We start from the raw sequence: 21,656 nt of genomic DNA on the forward strand, positions 1-21,656 counted from the left end.
CCGTCCCCGGACGCCGCTCAGAAAACCCCGACCACGCCTGACCAATCCGTCGGAACATCACACACACTCTCTCTCAGGAAGAAGGAACGAACCGGACGTGCGCGTCAGCGCGCGAGCTCGGCCCGCATCCGACGGGTGGAGCGGCGGTTGCGGAAGAACCCTGCGACCAGGGCCCCCGCTCCACGGAAGAAGTGGCCGTTGACGATCGTGAGCAGGCCCTCGGCCATGTCCATGCTCATGGCGCCGTTCGTCATCTTCGCGATCGCCCGGAACGGCATCCCGCGCAGGAAGAGCAGGTTGAGGTCCGGGGTGCCCTTGGCCTCGGCGCGAGCGATCCGCCTCGCCAGCTCCCGGTAGGCGAACCGGGCCAGCGGGCTCCGTGCGTGCTCCATGTCCGACAACGGGCTGTTGACGCCGAGCGGCCCGGTCACCTGGCCTCGCGGGGCGAGCGGTCGGCCCAGGAGCGTGGCGAACGCCTCGTCGGAGACGTCCGTCACCCGGCCGGTGCGGTACTCGTCCGGCACCGCGTCGACATCGGCAGCGGCCGTACCCGCCACGACGTGCTCGGCCGTCAGCAGCACGGTCTCCACGTCGGAGCCCACGGCGAGCGTCCAGGCGCCGCCTTCGGTCTCCCAGGCGCTCGACGTCGTCGAGAAGTGCCGGAAGGTGAAGCGGTCGAAGTCGATGCGCACGCGTCGGGACTCGCCCGGCGCGAGGTGCACCTTCGCGAAGCCCTTGAGCTCGCGCACGGGGCGGTGCACGCCGTCGGCGTCCTGGCGCCCCACGTAGAGCTGGGCGACCTCGGCCCCAGCGACATCACCCGTGTTGGTCAGGGTGAACGTCACGCCGTCGGCGTCGACCGCGAGGTCGGTGTAGGCGAACGTCGTGTAGCTCAGGCCGAACCCGAACGGGAAGGCGACCGGGACGCCGACCGTCGAGTAGTAGCGGTAGCCCACGTAGGGACCCTCGCGGTACTCGGCGTCGACCCCTTCGCCCGGGTAGTAGCGCGCGTTGGGCACGTCCTCGAGACGGACGGGGTAGCTCTCCGCGAGGCGACCCGACGGGTTCACCGCACCTGTCAGGACCCGCACCACGGCCTCTGCGCCGCCCTGGCCGCCCAGGTAGCCGTGGACCAGCGCACCGCACTGCGACAGCCACGGCACCTCCACGACCGATCCCGCGCTCAGCACGACCACGATCCGGCTCGTGACCGAGGAGATCCGCGCCAACAGCTCGACCTGGCTCGGCGGCAGACGCAGGTGGCTCCGGTCCTGCCCCTCCGACTCGCTGATCTCGTCCAGCCCGAGGTACAGCAGCACCACGTCCGCCGTGCGCGCCGCGTCGACGGCCTCTGCGACGAGGGCGGGGTCCGCGTCCCCGCCGCGCGTGAAGCCCTGCGCGGTCGCCACGACCTGCAGGTCCGAGGCGCCCAGGGCGTCCAGGGCAGTCGTGAGCCGGGTCGGGTTGACGACCGAGGATCCGGCGCCCTGGTAGCGAGGCGTCGCGGCGAAGTCGCCGACGACCGCGACCCGGGTCCCCGACGCCAACGGCAGCAGATGGTCCTCGTTGCGCAGCAGCACCGCGCTCTGCTCGGCGACCGTGCGCGCCAGCTCGTGGTGCGCGTCGAGGTCGACCTCGCGCCCCGCCCCACCGATACGGCTCCCGAGGACCTTCATCTCCTCGACCCGCGCGTCCAGGTCCGCCATGTCCAGGTCGCCGCGCTCCACGGCGGCCACGATCTGCGCGGCCGAGTCGAGGCCCGGCGAGGGCATCTCGAGCGTCCCGCCGCGGCGGACCGCCTCGACCGCGTCGTTGCCGCCGCCCCAGTCCGTCACGACCGCGCCGTCGAAGCCCCACTCGTCCCGCAGCACCTGCTGGAGCAGGAAGGGGTTCTCGTTGGCGTAGGTGCCGTTGATCAGGTTGTAGCTCGACATGATCGAGAACGGCGAGGACTCGCGGACCACGACCTCGAAGCCCGTCAGGTAGATCTCGCGCAGCGTCCGCTCGTCCACCACGGAGTCGCTCGTCATGCGTCGCAGCTCCTGGCTGTTGGCCGCGAAGTGCTTGGGGCACGCCGCGACGCCGCGCGACTGGATCCCGCGCACGTATCCGGCGGCGAGGCGCCCGGAGAGCAGGGGGTCCTCGGAGAAGTACTCGAAGTTGCGCCCGCACAGCGGGCTGCGCTTGACGTTGAGACCAGGACCGAGCAGCACGTCCACACCCTGGTCCGCAGCCTCGGCGCCGAGCGCCTCGCCGACCGACAGCGCCAGCTCGGGGTCCCAGCTGTTCGCGACCGTGGCCGCCGTCGGGAAGCAGGTCGCGGGCTGCGACGCGCCCAGGCCGAGGTGGTCGGCCGAGCCCGTCTGCTTGCGGATGCCGTGCGGGCCGTCGGACAGCCACAGCGTCCGGATGCCGTGCCGGGGTACCGCCCGCGTCTCCCAGACGCTCTCCCCGCTGAGGAGTGCGGCCTTCTCGAGCGTGGTCAGTTCTTCCGTCATGGTTCTGCTTCCGTTCCCCCACGGAGGTCTTCTCTCGTGGGTGCACTGGTGTGGTTCTGCACGCCCGACCGGTCCGACGGGCTGCGTTGCTCTGGGGCGGGCGTCGCGACTAGCGGGCCGCCTCGACGACCGGCTCGGCGACGGTCGGGCCCGGGCCCGGTGGCCCGTCGGTCCCGGGCGCCTGCTTGAAGATGATCTTGAGGATCGGGAAGTACACGAGGACCGAGATCAGCGCGTTGATGATCATCGTGACGAGGTCCGCCCCGACCTCCCCGGTGCTGCCCCAGCGCTCGACCATCCACTGGTAGATCGGCGCCTTGTAGAAGCCTTGCAACGCCGCGGCCGCGAAGGTGATCAGCACGTACGCGACGAAGTACCAGGCCGCCGCACGCCAGATGTTCGTGTCCGACTTGAACGTCACGTTGCGCTGGAGGAAGAAGTTGATGACCTGGGCGATGAGGAGGGTGACCTGCACCGCCAGGAAGTACGCCAGGCCGCCGCCTCCGGCGGGCAGGGCACCCGCCGCGTAGTCGAAGAGGTAGAACGGCGAACCGTCCGCGTTCACGTTCACGGCGAACGCCTGAAAGGTCTGGTCCACGAGAGGTGTCTTGGTGAAGACCCACTTGAACAGCGGCATCAGCGCCAGCTGGAGCACCGTCATGCCGGTGCTCAGGAGCGAGAACATGATGAACTGCGCGACCGTGGGGCGTCGCTCGGAGAGGTCAGTCCAGAACGTGCGCACGAGAGCCCCCCTGACGTCCTCGGGGCTGTGTCCGTGCGTGGCACGTCTTGTCCTGGGCCACCTCGGCGCGGTGGCAGCGCACGACGGCGACCTCAGGCGCGGGTTGCGTGCGTGGGTCCACTTGTGTGTCTCCTTCGACTGTCCAAGAGCGGTCGCAGGCCGGGGCCGTCCCCTGCCGCGCCGTCGACCGGGCGGACTCGGGTGACGTCGGGGTCGAGCCCCTCGTCCGCTGAGGGCCGCCACGCCCTGGTGCCCAGAGACGTTGGTGTCGCTGGTCGGTTGATAACGAACTCATCACAGCGCACCCCTGGTGAGGGGGGTGGTCGGTTTGCATAACCTGTCGGTTCTGGCGCACAACCTGTCGCCCCGGCAGGCGTCCTCGCCCGGTGACGACCGCCGTCGGTCCGGTGGCGGAGGGCGCCCGCCCACGGCGGGACGTCGACAGCGGGACGTCTACAGCGGGAGGTCGCCGACGCGCGTCGGCACGCCGGGCAGCGGTGTCGCCGCCGGGGCGCGCAACGCGTCGAGGACGAGCGCGTGGGCGCGGGTGTAGGCGTTCGCGGCGTTCGTGGTCCCGCGTGGCAGCCCTCGGCTGACGGCCGCCATGAGCAGGACGACGTCTCCTGTCGCGACGTCGCTGCGCAGACTCTTCTCCCGCTGTGCGGCGCCGACGAGCTCGTCCCGGACCTGCACGAGACCGGCGTGGTGCGCGAGGTCCGCGGACTCGGCGGCCGTGACCGCACCGGTCAGGGTGAGGACGACCCGCAGGCGGTGCGACCAACCGAGCGCACCGACCAGCGCGTCCCAGGCCGTGCGCTCGTGGTCGCGCGCCGAGCGCATGTCGGCCAGGAGCCCTTCGAGCGCGTCCTGCAGGACGGCGCGCAGGAGCGCCTCCCGGTCGGGGAACCGGCGGTAGAGCGTGCCGATGCCGACTCCGGCCTTGCGGGCGACGGTCTCGAGAGCGACGTCGGGGCCGACGTCGACGAACAGGGACGTGGCCGCCGTGACGATCTGGTCGCGGTTGCGCTGCGCGTCGGCGCGCAGGACTTGCTCGGACATCGTTCCCCCTCGGTCGGCCTCTTCCGCAGCAGCGTATCGCCCGCTACATTCTCGATACGGAGGATCATCCTCCGGTTCTGCCGAAGCGTGTGAGCTGCGCGTGAGAGGAGGCCGCGATGGAGCGGTCGTGGGACGACGAGGTCGATGTCCTGGTGGTCGGGACCGGTGCAGCGGGGCTCTCGGCGGCGGTAGCCGCCTCGGACGCCGGCGCCAAGGTCCTGCTGGTCGAGGGCACGGACCGGTGGGGCGGCACGACGATGCGCAGCGGCGGTGGGCTGTGGATGCCGGCCAACCCGCTCATGGCACGTGACGGCGTCGAGGACTCCGCCGAGAAGGCGCTGACGTACCTCGACGCGGTCGTCGAGGACGCCGGTCCGGCGACCTCGCCGGCGCGCAAGCGGGCCTTCGTCGAGGCCGTGCCGGAGGTCGTCACGAGCCTCGAGACGCACGGGGTGCGCTGGGTCCGGGCGACCGACTATCCCGACTACTACCCGGAACAGCCCGGTGGGATGGTGGGACGCAGCATCGAGGCCCAGGCCTTCGACACCCGACGGCTCGGTACCTGGATCAAGTACTCACGCATGAACGACGGCGGGATGCCGCTCCCCCTCCGCACCGACGACGTGTGGCTTCTCGCCCGCGCGTGGTCCTCGCCCAGCGGCTTCGTCCGCGGCGCCCGCTTCGTCGGGCGCACGCTCGGCTCCCTGGTGCGCGGGCAGCGCCCCGCGGGCATCGGTGCGGCGCTCGTGTGCTCGCTCATGCAGGTCGTACGGACGCAGGGCACCCCGGTCCTGCTGAGCACCCCGCTCGGCGAGCTCGTCGTCGAGGACGACGCGGTCGTCGGGGCGGTGCTCGGCGGTCCGGCCGGCCGGCGGACCGTCCGGACCCGGGGTGGCGTCGTCATCGCGGCCGGAGGCTTCGCGCACCGCACCGAGTGGCGCGAGAAGTACCACGGGGTACCCGGGTGGAGCGCGGCCGCGGACGGCGACCTCGGGACGGGGATCGAGGCCGGGGTCGCGGCAGGCGGGACGCTGGCCCTCATGGACGACGCCTGGTGGGGGGCCGGCGTCGCGAACGAGGAGGGGATGAACGGCTTCGTGCTCAGCGAGCGGTCCATGCCGTACAGCATCCTCGTCGATCAGCACGGGCAGCGGTACACCAACGAGTCGGCGAGCTACATCGACTTCGGGCACGCCATGCTCGAGCACGACCGCACCACGCCCTCGATACCGTCCTGGCTCGTCCTGGACTCCCGTGCGCGCCGCAGGTACCTGTTCACCATCGCGCCGTCGGGCACCAAGAAGCTCGAGAAGGCCGGGACCCTCGTCGTCGCCGACACGCTCGAGGACCTCGCCCGGTTGCTCCACATGGAGCCCGCGCAGCTCGCCGCGACCGTCGAACGCTTCAACGGCTTCGCGCGCACCGGCGTCGACGAGGACTTCCACCGCGGGGACTCGCTGTACGACCGCTACTACGGCGACCCCGGCGTCAGGCCCAACCCGAACCTCGGCCCGATCGGGAGGGGGCCGTTCACGGCCGTGAAGATCGTCCCGGGCGATCTCGGGACCAAGGGCGGGCTCCTCACCGACGAGCACGGCGCGGTCCTGCGCGAGGACCTCTCGCCCGTCCCGGGGCTCTATGCAGCAGGGAACTCGACCGCAGCGGTCATGGGACGCACCTACCCTGGCCCCGGCTCGACGATCGGGCCGGCCGTCGTCTTCGGCTACCTCGGCGCACGCCACGCCGCCTCGCGCGCGGTCGTGACCGCGGCCCCCTGAGCAGGACGGCGTGCTCCCGTCGCACGGCGGGAGCACGCTGGAGCCCGCTGGCACGGCCCGTGCCGCCGGGACCTCCATGAGCACCGGGACGGGACCTTGTGCCCTGGCCGGCCGCGCAGGGCCGGTGTGGACTGGAGAGTCCCCCCGACCCGAGGAGTGCCGCACCCGTGCCCGACGCCGCCCGTCCCGATCGCTCTCCCGTCGCCGAAGGCTCCCCCGGGGGCCCGGGTGCTCCTGGGCTGGTGAGCCCGGTGCGGACCGTCGTCTACTTCTACTCGTCGACGTCGGGCATGGTGCGCTCGTTCGCGCTCCGGCTGGGCCGCGAGGCGTTCGACCTGGGCGACCGTGAGGTCCGCCGCTCCGTGCCGGACGGCCCCTGGGTGCTGCTCACGCCCTCGTACAAGACGGGGAACGTCGACAACGACACCATCCCCGAACCGGTGCGCCGCTTCCTCGCGAGCCCTGTGACGCGGCGACGTCTCGTGGGGGTCATGGGGTCGGGCAACCGGAACTTCGGCGAGCACTACCAGGCAGCGTGCCGGCAGATCGCCCGGACGTCGGGGCGCCCCGTGCTCTTCGAGTTCGAGCTGCAGGGCACGACGTGGGACGTCGAGGAGGCCAGGAGCATCCTGGAGGACCTGGACCGGGCGCTCGACGTCGAGCACACGAGGCGCGAGGCGGGCGCGCAGGCCTAGACGGGAACGGGCCGACCGCTGGAAGGACGCAGGGACAGCGCCGGCGCCGTCCGGGGACCCCCTGCTCCCCCGGAGGCGCCGGGCGGTCGCGGCGTGACGGGACGCACGACCCCCAAGGCCTCGACCGTCACGAACCGCGACATCCGTACTCTACTGAGGGCATCCCTGACCAGACGACGATGTTCCTGTAGATGAGAGAGCTCTCATGTGAACTGCACCACACGAGCGCGCCGGTCACACATCGCCACCACATCGGGACCGGCCCACGGCGTCCCGCCGGTGGTCGCGCTCCTGTCCTCGGAGACACCGCCGGAAACAGCGCTCGACGCGCCCGCCCTCACCCGCCCGGCGCCGGTCCGTCGGCTCGGCGGACAGGTGCTACCAGCACCCCGTCGATCCTGGGACAATCGAGAGGTGACGACACAGGAGAACCCCCCGGGCGAGCGGCTCAGCCGCGCGTTCCAGCACCGGCTGAACGAGCTGTTCGCGACCAGGCAGCGGGCCGGACGCGGCGCGACCAACCGCGAGGTCGCGACCTGGATGACCGAGCACGGCTACGCCGTGAAGGAGGCCTACCTGAGCGCGCTGCGCGGCGGCCACCGCACCTCTCCCTCGCTGCGCATCATCGAGGGTCTCGCGGCGTACTTCGGCGTCGAGCCCAAGGACCTCCTCGACACGGGCGAGGACCCCAAGAAGGAGCTGCGCCTCGCCCTGTCGGACCACGGCGTCGAGGCCTTCGCGATGCGCGCCGAGGGGCTCTCGGCGGAGAACGTCCGTGCGGTGACCCAGCTCCTCGACCAGATGCGCCGCATGCAGTCGCTCCCTGCCGTCGAGACCGACGACGAACCGTGACCGAGCATCGCGCCTGGCTGACCTCCGCCGGCCTCGACCGCGCGCGCAGCATCGACGAGGCGCGCGGGATCGTCGCGACCCGTCGCGGGCGCCCGGTCGACGTCGTCGACGGCCCCCTCGGCGAAGGGGTCTCCGGGATGTGGCTCAGCCTGCCGGACGGCGAGAAGGTCATCGTCAGCTCCGAGGCCGCGCTCTCCCCGCGCCACCGGCAGCACATCATCGCCCACGAGCTCGTCCACATCCTCGACGCGTGCGACGATCCCACGGCTCCTCCCCCGGGCCCGCAGCGACGCAACCGCTACGAGGACCCGGTCGAGCACCGTGCCGAGTCCCTCGCGAGCGAGCTCATGATGTCGATCGAGGCGACGGGCGGTGTCGCCCACCGGTTGGCAGGCATGGAGCGCTACCGGTGACCTACCTCGCCTTCCTGCTCTTCGCCGGGGCAGCGGGGTGGACCGCGCTGCGGCACCGTTCACACCTCGACGGCGACCGTGCGCTCACCTGGGGTCTCGGCCTCGTGGCCGCGGCCTCCGCGCTGCGGATCGACACCGTCGAGTCCTTCCTGCTGACGTCCGCCCCGGCCGGGCTCCACGAGCTCGCGAAGCACTCGCTGCTCGTCGCGGGCTGCCTGTGCATCGCGGCCTGGGTCCAGGGGACCCAGGGGCGACGTCCTCGTCCCCGGTACGTCGTGGCGGGCGTGGTCGGCGTCGTGAGCGTGCTCGTCGTGGTCTTCGTCCTCAACGGGCCGTGGGAGCGACGGGACTTCGACTTCCAGACCGCCGGCAAGCCGTGGATGGCCCTCTACTGGGCCGCCTACTACGGCGCCTTCCTGTGGGCGACGGCGACGTTCGGCGTCTCCACCCTGCGCTCGCGCGGCGAGCGACCGCGCGGCGGCAGATGGGGCATGGACCTGGCGGCGGCCGGAGCGTTCGTCGGCGTCCTGTGGGCGCTGCTCAGCGCCGTCAACATCGTCCTGCAGGAACCGGAGGCCGTCGGGCAGTTCCGCCTCCTCGGCGTCCGCACGCGGTACCTCATCGCGACGTCGAGCGTCCTGCTCACGGTCGGGATCATGGGACACCTCCTCTCCGCGGCCCGCACCCGCAGGCGTCGGCACGCCGACCTCGGCGCCCTGCACTCCCACCTCGTGGACGCCGTCGCCGAGTCCCGGCTGCCCGCCGTCCGGCCCGAGGTCGCGGAGTACCACCGCACCATCGAGATCATGGACGCCCTGGCGACCCTCGCCCGCTACTCCGACCCACAGGACGCGGCGCAGGTCCGCGCCCTCGTCGGCGACGCGCCCGCACCCGTGCTGCGCGCCCTCCAGATCGACCTCGCCGCGACCCGGAGAGGGATGGACGAGCGCCCAGCGGTCCCGGCCGACTGGGGCGACTGGGTCAGTGACGACCAGGCCCTGCGCGACCTCGGGCGGGCGTTCCGCGAGCAGACGGGCGAGCGGCGCGCGAGCGTCCTCGTGTCCGTCCTCGGGTACGACGGCCACGAGGGCTCGCACCTCCCGCCGGGCAGCGAGCGCGACGACCACCACTGACCGCGACCGCACCCTGCCGCTCGGAGAACCATGGCCCACCCCGTCCCCACCGCACCGCCGGCCGAGGCGACCCCTGGCACGACGGCGCCCCACCCCCGGTGGGCCGTCCTCGTGACCGAGGTGCTCGCCCCCGGCTACACGGTCGCCGCGCTCGTGCTCGCGACCGCCCTGTACGCCTCCCCCGGCATGTCGGGCCTCGGCCACGTCGCCCTCGCCGTGCTCCTGTGCGGTGGGCTGCCCTACCTGTTCGTGCACGGGCTCGCCCGCCTGCGGGTGCTCGAGTCCCGGCACGTGCGTCCTCGCGCGCAGCGCATGATCGTCTTCGCGGGACTCGTCCTCATCGAGGTCACGGCGATCGTCGCCCTGCACCTCACGGGTGCTCCGCCGCTGCTGCCCCAGCTCCTCACGGCCTACCTCTCGGGGATCGTCGCCCTCGCCCTCGTAACCCCGGTCGTGCGTGCGTCGGTGCACACGGGCGTCTTCTCGGTCGCGGCAGGCGTCGCGACCACGCTGTCGTGGTGGCTCGCGGCCGGTCTGCTGGTCGTCGCCGTGGTCGTGGGCCTCGCCCGGCTCGGGGTGCGCGACCACACGCGCACGGAGGTCGTCACGGGCCTCGTGCTCGGTGCGGTCGTGGGCGCGGTCGCGGCAGCCGTGCTCGTCGGCTGACGACCGGCCCGCCGTCCGCGCCCGGGCGAGCGGCGCCGTCGGGCACGAGCGCTGCACGACTCCGAAGAATGCTTGACGGCTCGGCCCCCAGAGGTGATCCTCGATCCATGCCGACGACACCCGCTCCCCGCCCGCTCGCCGCTCCAGCGCGACCTGCCGGCCGACAGCAGGGCCTCCCGACCCGGCGACCTCACCCGGACCGATGACGGCCGCGCTCGTCGCGGGCCTCGTCGCCGGGTACGCGATCGCGATCCCCGTCGGCGCCATCGCGGTCTACCTCGTGACGCTCACCGCGCGCACGCGTTTCACCGTGGGCGCCGCGGCGGGCCTGGGCACCGCGACCGCGGACGGCATCTACGCGACGGTCGCCGTGGTGGCGGGTGCGGTCGTCGCGCCGTTCGTCGCGTCGATCCGCACCCCGCTCACGTGGGCGTCGGTCGCTGTCCTGGTGTTCCTCGCGTGGCGCACGTGCCGTCCGGCTCTCCAGCGCGTCGTGCCCGACGGCGCCACGCCCCGCCCGGCGACGAGCGACACCACTCCCGTGCGCGCCTACGCGACGCTCCTCGGGCTGACCCTGGTCAACCCCGCGACCGTCGTCTACTTCGCCGTGCTCGTCGCGGGCGGGGCGCTCAGCCCCGACGCCACCGGGCCCGAGCGTGCCGTGTTCGTCGCCGCGGCGTTCCTCGCGTCCGCGAGCTGGCAGCTGGTCGTCGCGGGCGGTGGCGCGGTGCTCGGACGGGCCCTGACCAACGACACCGGTCAGCGGGTCACCGCGGCCGTCGGCGGGCTCGTGATCCTCGGCCTCGCGGCGCACCTGGCGCTCGGGGCCTGACGGCACCCGGACGTCAGGGCGCGACGGTTCGCACCGGGCGTACCGCTCGACCGCCGACCGGAAGACGTCCGCCGCGCGCTCCCGCGCCTCCGTGCGGTCCACCGCTCGGGGTGAGCACCGCCGTCGGGCCGGGACGACGAAGCCCCGGTGGCCGGTCGCGCGAGGAGCGCGTCCGGCCGCCGGGGCCGTCGTCGATCAGGGGTCAGCGCGGATCAGACGTCCGTGCTGTCACCGATCCGGTGCACGAGGATCGAGTTCGTCGTGCCCGGCTGGCCCACGGGCGCACCGGAGACGACGACCACGAGGTCGCCCACCTCGGCGAGACCGTTGGCCTGCAGGGTCGTGTCGACCTGGCCGACCATGGCGTCGGTGTTCTGGACCTCCGGCACCTGGTAGGTCTGCGTGCCCCACGAGAGCGACAGCACGTTGCGCACGTGCTCACGCGGCGTGAAGGCCAGCAGCGGGATCGACGAACGCAGACGCGACATGCGGCGCGCCGAGTCGCCCGACTGCGTGAACGTCGCGAGGTACTTCGCGCCGAGGATCTCACCGATCTCCGCAGCGGCACGCGTGATCGCGCCACCGCGGGTGTGCGGCGTCGAGCCGAGCGGAGCCATACGCTCGCGGCCGGCCTCCTCCGTCGCCTCGATGATGCGGGCCATCGTCTCGACCGTGAGGATCGGGAACTCGCCGACGCTCGTCTCGCCCGAGAGCATGACGGCGTCCGCCCCGTCCAGGACGGCGTTCGCGCAGTCCGACGCCTCGGCGCGCGTGGGGCGCGGCGAGTTCGTCATGGACTCGAGCACCTGCGTCGCCACGATGACCGGCTTCGCGTTGCGGCGAGCCATCTCCACGATGCGCTTCTGCACGAGCGGGACCTGCTCGAGCGGGAGCTCGACCGCGAGGTCACCACGCGCGACCATGACACCGTCGAACGCGTCGACGATCTCGGCGAGGTTCTCGACGGCCTGCGGCTTCTCGATCTTCGCGACGACGGGGACCGTGCGGCCCTCCTCGTCCATGATCGCCTTGACGTCGTCGAAGTCCGCGGCGGAACGCACGAACGACAGCGCGATGATGTCCGCGCCGATGCGCAGCGCCCAGCGCAGGTCGTCGCGGTCCTTGTCGGACAGCGCCGGCACGGAGACCGCGACGCCCGGGAGGTTCAGACCCTTGTTGTTCGACACAGGGCCTGCGACCTCGACGCGCGTCACGACGCGCGGGCCCTCGACGGCCGTGACGCGGACGAGCACCTTGCCGTCGTCGATGAGGATCGGGTCGCCGACGCGAGCGTCGCCCGGCAGACCCTTGTGCGTCGTGGAGACGAGCTCCTTGGTGCCGACGACGTCCTCGGTCGTGATGGTGAAGACGTCACCCTCGTTGAGCCAGTGCTTCTCGTCGCCGCCGAAGCGGCCCAGGCGGATCTTGGGGCCCTGCAGGTCGACGAGCACCGCGACCGAACGGCCCGACGCCGCAGCGGCCTCGCGCACGCCGTGGTAGACGGCTGCGTGCTCCTCGGCGCTGCCGTGGCTGCGGTTGATCCGCGCCACGTCCATCCCGGCGTCGACGAGCGCCCGGAGCTGCTCCTTCGACTCGGTCGCGGGTCCGATGGTGCAAACGATCTTTGCTCTGCGCATTTCTCCAGCCTCGTTGTTCCTTCGTGTCCGGCGGAACCGGACCGCTTCGGGCCCCTGCCTGGGCCCCGTCTCCACCCCGACGTCCGGTCGGACGTCGGGGCGCGTCTCACACTCCTGTCATGCTCTCAGCGACACGGTCGACGCGCGCACCGGAGCGGGCAGCTCGCTGCTGCCCTGCAGGTACGCGTCGACCGACGCCGCCGCGGCACGACCCTCGGCGATCGCCCACACGATGAGCGACTGGCCCCGGCCCGCGTCGCCCGCGACGAAGACCCCGGGCACCGTGGCCGCGAAGTCGTCCCCGCGCGCCACGAGCCCGCGCGTCGTCAGCCCGATGTCGGACTGGGTCGAGAGCGTGTCCGTCTCGGGTCCCGTGAAGCCCATGGCCACGAGCACGAGATCGGCAGGGATCTCCTTCTCGGTGCCGGCCTTCGGGACGCGTCGCCCGTCCGGGAGGTACTCGGTCTCGGCGACGAGCAGTGCTCGCACCCGACCGTCCTCGCCCGCGAGGAACTCGACGGTCGAGGCCAGGTAGGCCCGCTCACCGCCCTCCTCGTGCGAGGTCGAGACCTCGAACAGGATCGGGTCGGTCGGCCAGGGCTGGCCCGCGGCCCGCTCACGCGGCGGCTGCTTGCCGATCGCGAGCGTCGTGACGCTCGCGGCACCCTGCCGGAGCGAGGTGCCCAGGCAGTCCGAGCCCGTGTCGCCGCCGCCGATGATGATCACGTTCTTGCCCGTCGCGACGATCTGGTCCTCGACGGTCCCGCCCGCGACCACGGTGTTCGCCTGGTGCAGGAACTCCATGGCGAAGTGCACGCCGTCGAGGTCGCTGCCCGGCACCTGGAGCGCACGCGGGATCGTCGCGCCCGTCGCGAGCACGACGGCGTCGAACCGGCGCCGCAGCTCGTCCCAGGTGATGTCCGCACCGATCTCCACGCCCGTGCGGAAGCGCGTGCCCTCGGCCTCCATCTGCGCGAGACGACGCTCGATGTGCGTCTTCTCGAGCTTGAAGTCCGGGATGCCGAACCGCAGGAGGCCACCGATCGCGGCGTCCCGCTCGTACACGACGACCGTGTGGCCGGCCCGCGTGAGCTGCTGCGCCGCAGCGAGCCCCGCCGGCCCCGACCCGACGACCGCGACCGTCGAGCCCGTGAGCCTCTGCGGCACGTGCGGCGTGACGAAGCCCCGCGCGAACGCCTCGTCGATGATCGAGACCTCGACGTTCTTGATCGTCACGGCAGGCTGGTTGATGCCCAGCACGCAGCTCGACTCGCACGGCGCCGGGCACACCCGCCCCGTGAACTCCGGGAAGTTGTTCGTCTCGTGCAGCCGCTCGCTGGCCTCGGCCCACTGGTCGCGCCAGACGAGGTCGTTCCACTCGGGGATGAGGTTCCCGAGCGGGCAGCCCTGGTGGCAGAACGGGATGCCGCAGTCCATGCAACGGCCGGCCTGCTCCTTGAGGAACGGCTGCCCCTCGACACGGTGCTCGTGGACGTCGCGCCAGTCACGCAGACGGACCTCGACAGGGCGGTTGGGCGGGAGCTCACGCTCCCGCACCTTCAGGAATCCGCGGGGATCAGCCACGGGCCACCTCCAAGATCTGGTCCCACACGCCGGGGGCGGCAGGATCGAGACCGTCGAGCTCCGCCTGGGCGAGCGCCTTGCGCACGCGGGCGAACTCGGCCGGCAGGATGCGCGTGAAGCGAGCGCGCGCCGCGTCGAAGTCCTCGAGCAGCTCGGCCGCGACGGTCGAGCCCGTCTCCTCGAGATGCGTCCGGACCAGGCCCTCGACGAGCGCGGCGTCCGCGTCGTCGAGCGTGTCGAGCAGCAGCTCGCCCGAGGACACGCCGGTCGTGTTCATCGCCTGCGGGCGCAGGTCGAGCACGTAGGCCGTACCTCCCGACATGCCCGCACCGAGGTTGCGTCCCGTCGGTCCGAGGATCACGACGGACCCGCCGGTCATGTACTCGAGGCCGTGGTCGCCCACGCCCTCCACGACGAGCGTGGCGCCCGAGTTGCGGACCGCGAAGCGCTCGCCCACCAGGCCGCGCAGGAAGATCTGCCCGGACGTGGCGCCGTAGCCGATGACGTTGCCCGCGACGACGTTGCTCGACCCCGTGAGGACCGCGGCACGGTCAGGACGGACGATGATGCGTCCGCCCGACAGGCCCTTGCCGACGTAGTCGTTCGCGTCGCCGAACAGGCGCAGCGTGATGCCTCGCGGGAGGAACGCGCCCATCGACTGACCGGCCGACCCCGTGAGGGAGACGTCGATCGTGTCGTCGGCCAGGCCCTCGCCGCGGTACCGCTTGGTCACCTCGTGACCGAGCATCGTGCCCACGGTGCGGTTGACGTTGCGGATCGGCAGGGCGATCCGCACGGGCTCACGGTTCTCGAGCGCGTCGGTCGCCAGCGCGATCAGCTGGTTGTCGAGCGCGCGGTCGAGCCCGTGGTCCTGCGTCGTCGTGTTGCGCAGCGACGACCCCTCGACGGGCTGCGGCTTCTCGAGCACGGGCCCGAGGTCGAGACCCTGAGCCTTCCAGTGCTCGACCGCCTTGCGGGTGTCGAGCGCCTCGACGTGCCCGACGGCCTCCTCGATCGAACGGAACCCGAGGCGGGCCAGGTGCTCGCGCACCTCCTCCGCGATGAACTCGAAGAAGTTCACGACGAACTCCGGCTTGCCCGTGAACCGGGCGCGCAGCTCGGGGTTCTGCGTCGCGACGCCGACCGGGCACGTGTCCAGGTGGCACACGCGCATCATGACGCAACCGGAGACGACCATGGGAGCCGTCGCGAAGCCGAACTCCTCGGCCCCCAGCAGCGCACCGATCACGACGTCGCGCCCGGTCTTCATCTGGCCGTCGACCTGGACCACGATGCGGTCGCGCAGGTTGTTCAGCACGAGCGTCTGCTGGGTCTCGGCCAGGCCGAGCTCCCACGGGGTGCCCGCGTGCTTGAGCGAGGTCAGCGGGCTCGCGCCCGTGCCGCCGTCGTGCCCCGAGATGAGGACGACGTCGGCGTGCGCCTTGGACACACCTGTCGCCACGGTGCCCACGCCGAACTCGCTCACGAGCTTGACGTGCACGCGAGCCGACGGGTTCGCGTTCTTGGCGTCGTGGATGAGCTGCGCGAGGTCCTCGATCGAGTAGATGTCGTGGTGCGGCGGCGGGGAGATGAGCCCGACCCCCGGCGTCGAGTGACGCGTCTTGGCGACCCACGGGTACACCTTGTGACCGGGCAGCTGACCGCCCTCGCCGGGCTTGGCGCCCTGGGCGAGCTTGATCTGGATGTCGTCCGCGTTGGTCAGGTACTCGGACGTGACGCCGAAGCGGCCCGACGCGATCTGCTTGACCTTCGAACGACGCTCCGGGTCGTACAGGCGCTCCGGGTCCTCGCCGCCCTCACCCGTGTTCGACCGTCCGCCGAGCCGGTTCATCGCGATCGCGAGGGTCTCGTGCGTCTCGGCCGAGATGGAGCCGTAGGACATCGCACCCGTGTTGAAGCGCTTGACGATCTCGCTGACCGGCTCGACCTCGTCGATCGACAGCGCCGGGCGCTGCCCCTCCTGGAACTCCAGGAGGCCGCGCAGCGTCATCAGACGGGTCGACTGGTCGTCGACCCGCTGGGTGTACTGGCGGAAGACGTCGTACCGGCGCTCGCGCGTCGCGTGCTGCAGGCGGAAGACTGTCTCGGGGTCGAACAGGTGCTCCTCGCCGTCGCGGCGCCACTGGTACTCGCCGCCCGTGGTGAGACGGACGTGCGCCTGGTGGTTGCCCGAGGCCGGGTAGGCCTCGGCGTGCCGTGCGGCGACCTCTGCCGCGAGGACGTCGAGGCCGATGCCGCCGAGGCGGCTCGTCGTCCCGGCGAAGTAGTCCGCGACGAGCTCGTGCGAGAGACCGAGCGCCTCGAAGACCTGCGCCCCGCGGTACGAGGAGATGGTCGAGATGCCCATCTTGCTCATGACCTTCAGGACGCCCTTGCCGAGCGCCTTGATGAGGTTCTTCACGGCCTGCTCGGGGCTGACCGGGACGAAGCCCGACTTGGCGAGGTCCTCGACGGTCTCCATCGCGAGGTACGGGTTGACCGCGGCCGCGCCGTAGCCGATCAGGAGGGCCACGTGGTGCACCTCGCGGACGTCCCCGGCCTCCACGACGAGCGAGACCTGGGTGCGCGTGTGGCGGCGCAGCAGGTGGTGGTGCACCGCGCTCGACAGGAGCAGCGACGGGATCGGCGCGAGCTCCTGGTTCGAGTCGCGGTCGGAGAGCACGATGAAGCTCGCACCCTCGGCCACGTGCTGGTCGACCTCGGCGAAGATCTCCTCGAGGCGGTCCTGGAGAGCCTGGCCACCCCCACCGACGGGGTACAGCCCCTTGACGGTCACGGCCCGGAAGATGCCCTCGAGGGCCGGGTCACGGTCGACGCGCAGGATCTTCGCGAGCTCGTCGTTGTCGAGCACGGGGAACGGCAGGATCAGCTTGCGGGCGTGCAGCGGGCTGTCGTCCAGGAGGTTCGGCTCGGGGCCGATCGCCCCGCCGATCGACGTGACCAGCTCCTCGCGGATCGCGTCCAGCGGCGGGTTCGTCACCTGGGCGAACATCTGCGTGAAGTAGTCGAACAGCAGCCGCGGCCGGCTGGACAGCACCGCGATCGGCGTGTCCGTGCCCATGGCGCCGAGCGGCTCGGCGCCCGTGCCGGCCATGGGGGTGAGCAGGATCCGCAGCTCCTCCTCGGTGTAGCCGAAGGCGCGCTGGCGACGCTGGACCGAGGCTGGGCTGTGCGCGACGTGCTCACGCTCGGGCATGCGGTCGAGGTAGACCGAGTTCTCGGCGACCCACTGCGCGTACGGACGCTGCGCGGCGAGCTGCCCCTTGATCTCCTCGTCCTCGATGATGCGACCCTGGCCCGTGTCGACCAGGAACATGCGGCCCGGCTCGAGCCGGCCCTTGCGCACGATCGTGGCGGGGTCGAGGTCCAGGACCCCGGCCTCGGACGCCAGGACGACGAGGCCGTCCTCGGTCACCCAGTACCGCCCCGGGCGCAGCCCGTTGCGGTCCAGGACGGCACCGATGAGGGTGCCGTCGGTGAAGTTCAGGCACGCGGGGCCGTCCCACGGCTCCATGAGCGTGGAGTGGTACTCGTAGAAGGCCCGACGGTCCGGGTCCATCTCCGTGTGGTTCTCCCACGCCTCGGGCGCCATCATCAGCACGGCGTGCGGCAGCGAACGGCCCGACAGGTGCAGGAGCTCGAGCACCTCGTCGAAGCTGGCCGAGTCGCTCGAACCCTCCGAGCAGACCGGCAGCAGCGGACCGAGGTCGCCGAGCTTGTCGCTCGCGAGCATGCCCTGGCGTGCGGCCATCCAGTTGCGGTTGCCTCGCACCGTGTTGATCTCGCCGTTGTGCGCGATCATGCGGAAGGGCTGGGCGAGCGGCCACGACGGGAACGTGTTGGTCGAGAAGCGCGAGTGCACCAGGACCAGCTCGCTCGCGTAGCGCGGGTCCGAGAGGTCCGGGAAGAACGGCTCGAGCTGCGCGACGGTCAGCATGCCCTTGTAGGTGAGCGTGCGCGAGGACAGCGACGCGAAGAACAGCCCGAGCTCGTGCTCGGCGCGCTTGCGCAGACGGTACGTCCGACGGTCCAGCTCGAGGCCGGACAGCTCGCGGGTCAGGTCGGCGACCACGAGCTGACGGAAGGTCGGCATCGAGGCGCGCGCGCTCGGCCCGACGAGGTCCGCCGTCACGGGGACGTCGCGCCAGGCGAGGACGACGAGCTTCTCCTCGGTCGCGATGGCCTCGACCTGCCGGACCGCCTCGGCCGCAGCCACGGGGTCCTGCGGCAGGAAGGCCATGCCGATCGCGTAGTGGCCCGCGGGCGGCAGCTCGACGTCGACGACGTCCCGCACGAAGGCGTCGGGGATCTGGGTCAGGATGCCTGCCCCGTCACCGCTGTTCTCCTCGGCGCCGACGGCGCCGCGGTGGTCCAGGTTGAGCAGGGCCGTGAGCCCCGCGTCAACGATGTCGCGTCCGGGCGTGCCGCGGAGCGTCGCCACGAAGGCGACACCGCACGCGTCGTGCTCGGCCACAGGGTCGTACAGGCCCTGTGCCGAAGGCGCAGCAGCCCGGTGCAGCGGCGTGGTCATCAACACCGTCCTCACAGGCGCCCGGCCATGGGCCGGGCTTTGATCCAACTTGGGGGATTGTGGGACTTCATCGGCCCAACGGACATGACTGAACCTGCTGGATGGTTGTCCAGCGGGTTCGCCTATGAAAAGACGGATGCTTCAGCGACCTGGGTCGGGTCTGGCAGCATCTGCCTGCTCGGGCTCCGCAGCATCGAGCGATACTGTCTCTTCGCGCCCTGGGTTTCGGCGCCCGACAACGATAAACGCAATCAACGCACCGACTCCGACCAGGATGGAGGTCCAGACGTTCAGTCGGAGACCGAGCACCAGCTCGGCGTCGTCGATGCGTAGCATCTCGATCCACACGCGGCCAAGCGTGTAGAAGAGAACGTACAGCCAGAATACCCGACCGTGACCCAACCTGAAGCGACGGTCGAGATAGATGAGGAGGAAGGCTGCTGCGACGTTCCACAGCATCTCGTAGAGGAACGTCGGGTGGAACAGCGTCCCGGCCCCGCACGTGAGTCCTGCGTTGCTGCAGACGTAGTCCGCGATGCTCGGGTCGACCTCGAGCCCCCACGGGAGGGTGGTGGGACCACCGAACAGCTCCTGGTTGAACCAGTTGCCGAGCCGGCCGATCGCCTGGGCGAGCAGGAGACCTGGGGCGAGCGCGTCCGCGAACGCCGGGAAGCTCACCTTCTGGCGTCGGCAGCCGATGTAGGCACCCACGGCACCGAGGGCGATCGCGCCCCAGATCCCGAGGCCGCCGTCCCAGATGCGCAGGGCCTTGAGCGGGTCGCCGTCGGGACCCCAGTACGCGTCCGGCGAGGAGATGACGTGGTAGAGACGCCCACCGACGATGCCGAAGGGCACGGCCCAGAACGCGATCTCGAGGACGTCGTCGGCGTCGCCGCCACGCTCGACCCAGCGCTTGCGCGTGAGCCACACCGCGACCGCGATGCCCGCCAGGATCGCGAGCGCGTAGGCGCGCAGCGGGAAGGGCCCGATGTACCAGGTGTGCTCGGAGGGGCTGGGGATCGAGGCGACCACAGGCCCGACGGCGGAGACCAGCCCGTTCATGCCGTCACCTGCCCGGTGGTCCCGTCGCCCGCGCGAGCCGTGCGGACGCCTTCCGCCAGGTCACGCGTGACCGTGCGCAGGTTCTCCAGGCGCTCTTCCCAGGGCTCGTCACCGAGGAGCGGACGGACGAAGGCCGAGCCGACGATCACGCCGTCGGCGTAGCGACCGACCTGCGCGGCCTGTGCGGCCGTCGAGACGCCGAGCCCCACGCACACGTGCTCGCCCCCTGCGGCGCGGGTCGCGGCGACCAGCTCCTCGGCCCTGCTGCCGACCTCGGCGCGGACTCCGGTCACACCCATGGTCGACGCGGCGTAGACGAAGCCGCGCGACGCGGCCGCCGTCAGGCGCAGTCGCTCGGGGGTCGAGCTCGGCGCGACGAGGAACACCTTGTCGAGGCCGTGCGCGTCCGCGGCGGCGATCCACTCGCCCGCCTCGTCCGGGATGAGGTCGGCCGTGATGAGCCCGGCTCCCCCGGCGGCCGCCAGGTCGCGGGCGAAGGCCTCGACGCCGTAGCGCAGCACGGGGTTCCAGTAGGTCATGACGAGCACGGGGACGCCGAGCGCCGCCACGGCCTCGACCGCCGTGAAGACGTCCCGCACGCGCGTGCCGCCCGCGAGGGCGTGCTCGACCGCGCGCTGGATGACGGGCCCGTCCATGACGGGGTCCGTGTAGGGCAGCCCGAGCTCGATGATGTCGACCCCGGACTCGACCAGCGCCGTCGCGGCCTGGACGGTCCCCTCGACGCTCGGGTAGCCGACCGGCAGGTAGCCGATGAGCGCCGCGCGCCCCTCGGCCGCCAGCTCGTCGATCCGTGCCGACGTCGCGTGGGGGGCGCGGACGCCCCCGACGGTCCCGCTCACAGGCTGCTCCCTTCGCCGTCGACCACGGTGTCCGCGTCGATCAGGTCGAACCACCGCGCCGCGGTCGCGACGTCCTTGTCCCCGCGGCCCGAGAGGTTCACCAGGATCACGGTGTCCTCCTTGCCCGCGGCCTGCGCCTCGCGGCCGATCCGCAGCGCTCCGGCCAGCGCGTGCGCCGACTCGATCGCCGGGATGATGCCCTCGGTGCGGCACAGGAGACGGAAGGCCTCCATGGCCTCGACGTCGGTCACGGGCTCGTAGGTCGCCCGGCCCAGGTCGTGCAGCCACGAGTGGGCGGGCCCGACGCTCGGGTAGTCGAGCCCCGCGGAGATCGAGTGGCTGGGCAGCGTCTGGCCGTCCTCGTCCTGCATGAGGTACGAGCGCGCGCCGTGCAGCACGCCCGGCGCGCCACCGCTGAACCGTGCGGCGTGCTTGCCGGTCGGGACGCCCTCTCCCCCGGCCTCGAAGCCGTAGAGCGCGACGTCCTTGTCGTCGAGGAACGCGTTGAACAGGCCCAGTGCGTTCGACCCGCCGCCCACGCACGCAGCGAGGGCGTCGGGCAGGCGGCCGATCCGGTCGAGGATCTGCGCGCGCGCCTCCTCGCCGATGATGCGGTGGAAGTCGCGGACCATCTCGGGGAACGGGTGCGGCCCCGTGACCGTGCCGAGCAGGTAGTGCGTGGTGTCGACGTTGGCGACCCAGTCGCGCAGCGCCTCGTTGATGGCGTCCTTGAGGGTGCGCGAGCCGATCGTGACGGGGACGACCGTCGCACCGAGCAGGCGCATGCGCGCCACGTTCAGCGCCTGGCGCTCGGTGTCCTCCTCGCCCATGTACACGACGCACTCGAGGTCCATGAGGGCTGCCGCCGTCGCGGTGGCCACGCCGTGCTGCCCGGCGCCGGTCTCCGCGATGACGCGCTTCTTGCCCATGCGCTTGACGAGCAGCGCCTGGCCGAGCACGTTGTTGATCTTGTGCGACCCCGTGTGGTTGAGGTCCTCGCGCTTGAGGAAGACCCTCGCCCCCCCGGCGTGCTCCGCGAAGCGGGGCACCTCCGTGAGGGGGTTGGGGCGCCCCGTGTACTCCCTGTGCAGCCGGGCGAGCTCCTCCTGGAACGTCGGGTCGACGACGGCCTTGCGGTACTCGGCCTCGAGCTCGTCGAGAGCGGCGATCAGGGCCTCCGGGACGAAGCGTCCGCCGAAGTCCCCGAAGTAGGGGCCCTGCTGGTCCTGCAGGGAACGTGTTGCGTCGGGCACGCGGCCTGACCTCCTCGGTACGGGATCTGGGGGTGTCGGG

General features: G+C 71.8%; 16 protein-coding genes. 7 read left to right on the top strand and 9 right to left on the bottom strand.

The annotated features are described in order from the left end of the window. Positions 1–104: 104 nt before the first annotated feature. The 3 genes from H9652_RS09195 to H9652_RS09205 all read right to left on the bottom strand — a co-directional run bounded on the left by H9652_RS09195 (position 105) and on the right by H9652_RS09205 (position 4,299). Positions 105–2,498 (bottom strand): glycoside hydrolase family 3 C-terminal domain-containing protein, encoded by a 2,394-nt coding sequence (locus tag H9652_RS09195; protein ID WP_191795966.1) that lies wholly within the window; start codon positions 2,496–2,498, stop codon positions 105–107. 109 nt (positions 2,499–2,607) lie between these two features. Further along, positions 2,608–3,240 carry a hypothetical protein gene (locus H9652_RS09200; protein WP_191795967.1) on the bottom strand — a complete coding sequence of 211 codons (633 nt, stop codon included), beginning with the start codon at positions 3,238–3,240 and terminating at the stop codon, positions 2,608–2,610. 453 nt (positions 3,241–3,693) lie between these two features. Further along, positions 3,694–4,299, bottom strand: coding sequence for a TetR/AcrR family transcriptional regulator (locus H9652_RS09205; RefSeq protein WP_191795968.1), 606 nt, complete (start codon positions 4,297–4,299; stop codon positions 3,694–3,696). Positions 4,300–4,415: 116 nt separating this feature from the next. On the opposite strand from H9652_RS09205, the gene H9652_RS09210 reads away from it, so the two are divergent. The 7 genes from H9652_RS09210 (at position 4,416) to H9652_RS09240 (ending at position 10,668) form a co-directional block, all read left to right on the top strand. Next, positions 4,416–6,077, top strand: a complete 1,662-nt coding sequence (locus tag H9652_RS09210) for an FAD-dependent oxidoreductase (RefSeq protein ID WP_191795969.1) — start codon at positions 4,416–4,418, stop codon at positions 6,075–6,077. 242 nt (positions 6,078–6,319) lie between these two features. Beyond that, positions 6,320–6,772: a class Ib ribonucleoside-diphosphate reductase assembly flavoprotein NrdI gene (gene nrdI / locus H9652_RS09215; RefSeq protein ID WP_404822011.1), complete on the top strand. Its 453-nt coding sequence runs from the start codon at positions 6,320–6,322 to the stop codon at positions 6,770–6,772. Positions 6,773–7,186: 414 nt separating this feature from the next. Continuing rightward, positions 7,187–7,624, top strand: coding sequence for an XRE family transcriptional regulator (locus H9652_RS09220; protein ID WP_138824553.1), 438 nt, complete (start codon positions 7,187–7,189; stop codon positions 7,622–7,624). Beyond that, on the top strand, positions 7,621–8,037 hold the full coding sequence (locus tag H9652_RS09225; RefSeq protein WP_191795970.1) for an ImmA/IrrE family metallo-endopeptidase: 417 nt from the start codon (positions 7,621–7,623) through the stop codon (positions 8,035–8,037). The genes H9652_RS09220 and H9652_RS09225 overlap by 4 nt, the downstream gene beginning before the upstream one ends. Beyond that, positions 8,034–9,170 carry a DUF6545 domain-containing protein gene (locus tag H9652_RS09230; protein WP_191795971.1) on the top strand — a complete coding sequence of 379 codons (1,137 nt, stop codon included), beginning with the start codon at positions 8,034–8,036 and terminating at the stop codon, positions 9,168–9,170. The genes H9652_RS09225 and H9652_RS09230 overlap by 4 nt, the downstream gene beginning before the upstream one ends. A 30-nt stretch (positions 9,171–9,200) precedes the next feature. Next, a complete protein-coding gene (locus H9652_RS09235) occupies positions 9,201–9,836 on the top strand; it encodes a hypothetical protein (protein WP_191795972.1) in 636 nt (211 codons plus the stop codon). A 202-nt stretch (positions 9,837–10,038) separates the two neighbouring features. Then, positions 10,039–10,668 (top strand): LysE family transporter, encoded by a 630-nt coding sequence (locus tag H9652_RS09240; protein WP_191795973.1) that lies wholly within the window; start codon positions 10,039–10,041, stop codon positions 10,666–10,668. A gap of 212 nt (positions 10,669–10,880) precedes the next feature. Here the strand turns inward: H9652_RS09240 and pyk are convergent, their stop codons facing one another. The 6 genes from pyk to trpB all read right to left on the bottom strand — a co-directional run bounded on the left by pyk (position 10,881) and on the right by trpB (position 21,616). Beyond that, on the bottom strand, positions 10,881–12,305 hold the full coding sequence (pyk, locus tag H9652_RS09245; RefSeq protein WP_191795974.1) for a pyruvate kinase: 1,425 nt from the start codon (positions 12,303–12,305) through the stop codon (positions 10,881–10,883). Between the two features lie 117 nt (positions 12,306–12,422). Then, positions 12,423–13,889: a glutamate synthase subunit beta gene (locus H9652_RS09250; protein WP_191795975.1), complete on the bottom strand. Its 1,467-nt coding sequence runs from the start codon at positions 13,887–13,889 to the stop codon at positions 12,423–12,425. Further along, the gene (gltB, locus tag H9652_RS09255; RefSeq protein WP_191795976.1) at positions 13,882–18,441 is read right to left on the bottom strand and encodes a glutamate synthase large subunit; all 4,560 of its coding nucleotides are present in this window, start codon (positions 18,439–18,441) and stop codon (positions 13,882–13,884) included. The genes H9652_RS09250 and gltB overlap by 8 nt, the downstream gene beginning before the upstream one ends. Positions 18,442–18,582: 141 nt before the next feature. After that, positions 18,583–19,503: a prolipoprotein diacylglyceryl transferase gene (lgt, locus tag H9652_RS09260; RefSeq protein WP_191795977.1), complete on the bottom strand. Its 921-nt coding sequence runs from the start codon at positions 19,501–19,503 to the stop codon at positions 18,583–18,585. Further along, the gene (trpA, locus tag H9652_RS09265) at positions 19,500–20,363 is read right to left on the bottom strand and encodes a tryptophan synthase subunit alpha (protein WP_191795978.1); all 864 of its coding nucleotides are present in this window, start codon (positions 20,361–20,363) and stop codon (positions 19,500–19,502) included. Before trpA ends, lgt begins: the two co-directional genes overlap by 4 nt. Further along, complete coding sequence (gene trpB / locus H9652_RS09270; protein ID WP_191795979.1) at positions 20,360–21,616, bottom strand: tryptophan synthase subunit beta; 1,257 nt, start codon at positions 21,614–21,616, stop codon at positions 20,360–20,362. Before trpB ends, trpA begins: the two co-directional genes overlap by 4 nt. Positions 21,617–21,656 lie beyond the last annotated feature (40 nt).

Source organism: Oerskovia rustica, assembly GCF_014836555.1.
GTDB classification, from domain to species: domain Bacteria; phylum Actinomycetota; class Actinomycetes; order Actinomycetales; family Cellulomonadaceae; genus Oerskovia; species Oerskovia rustica.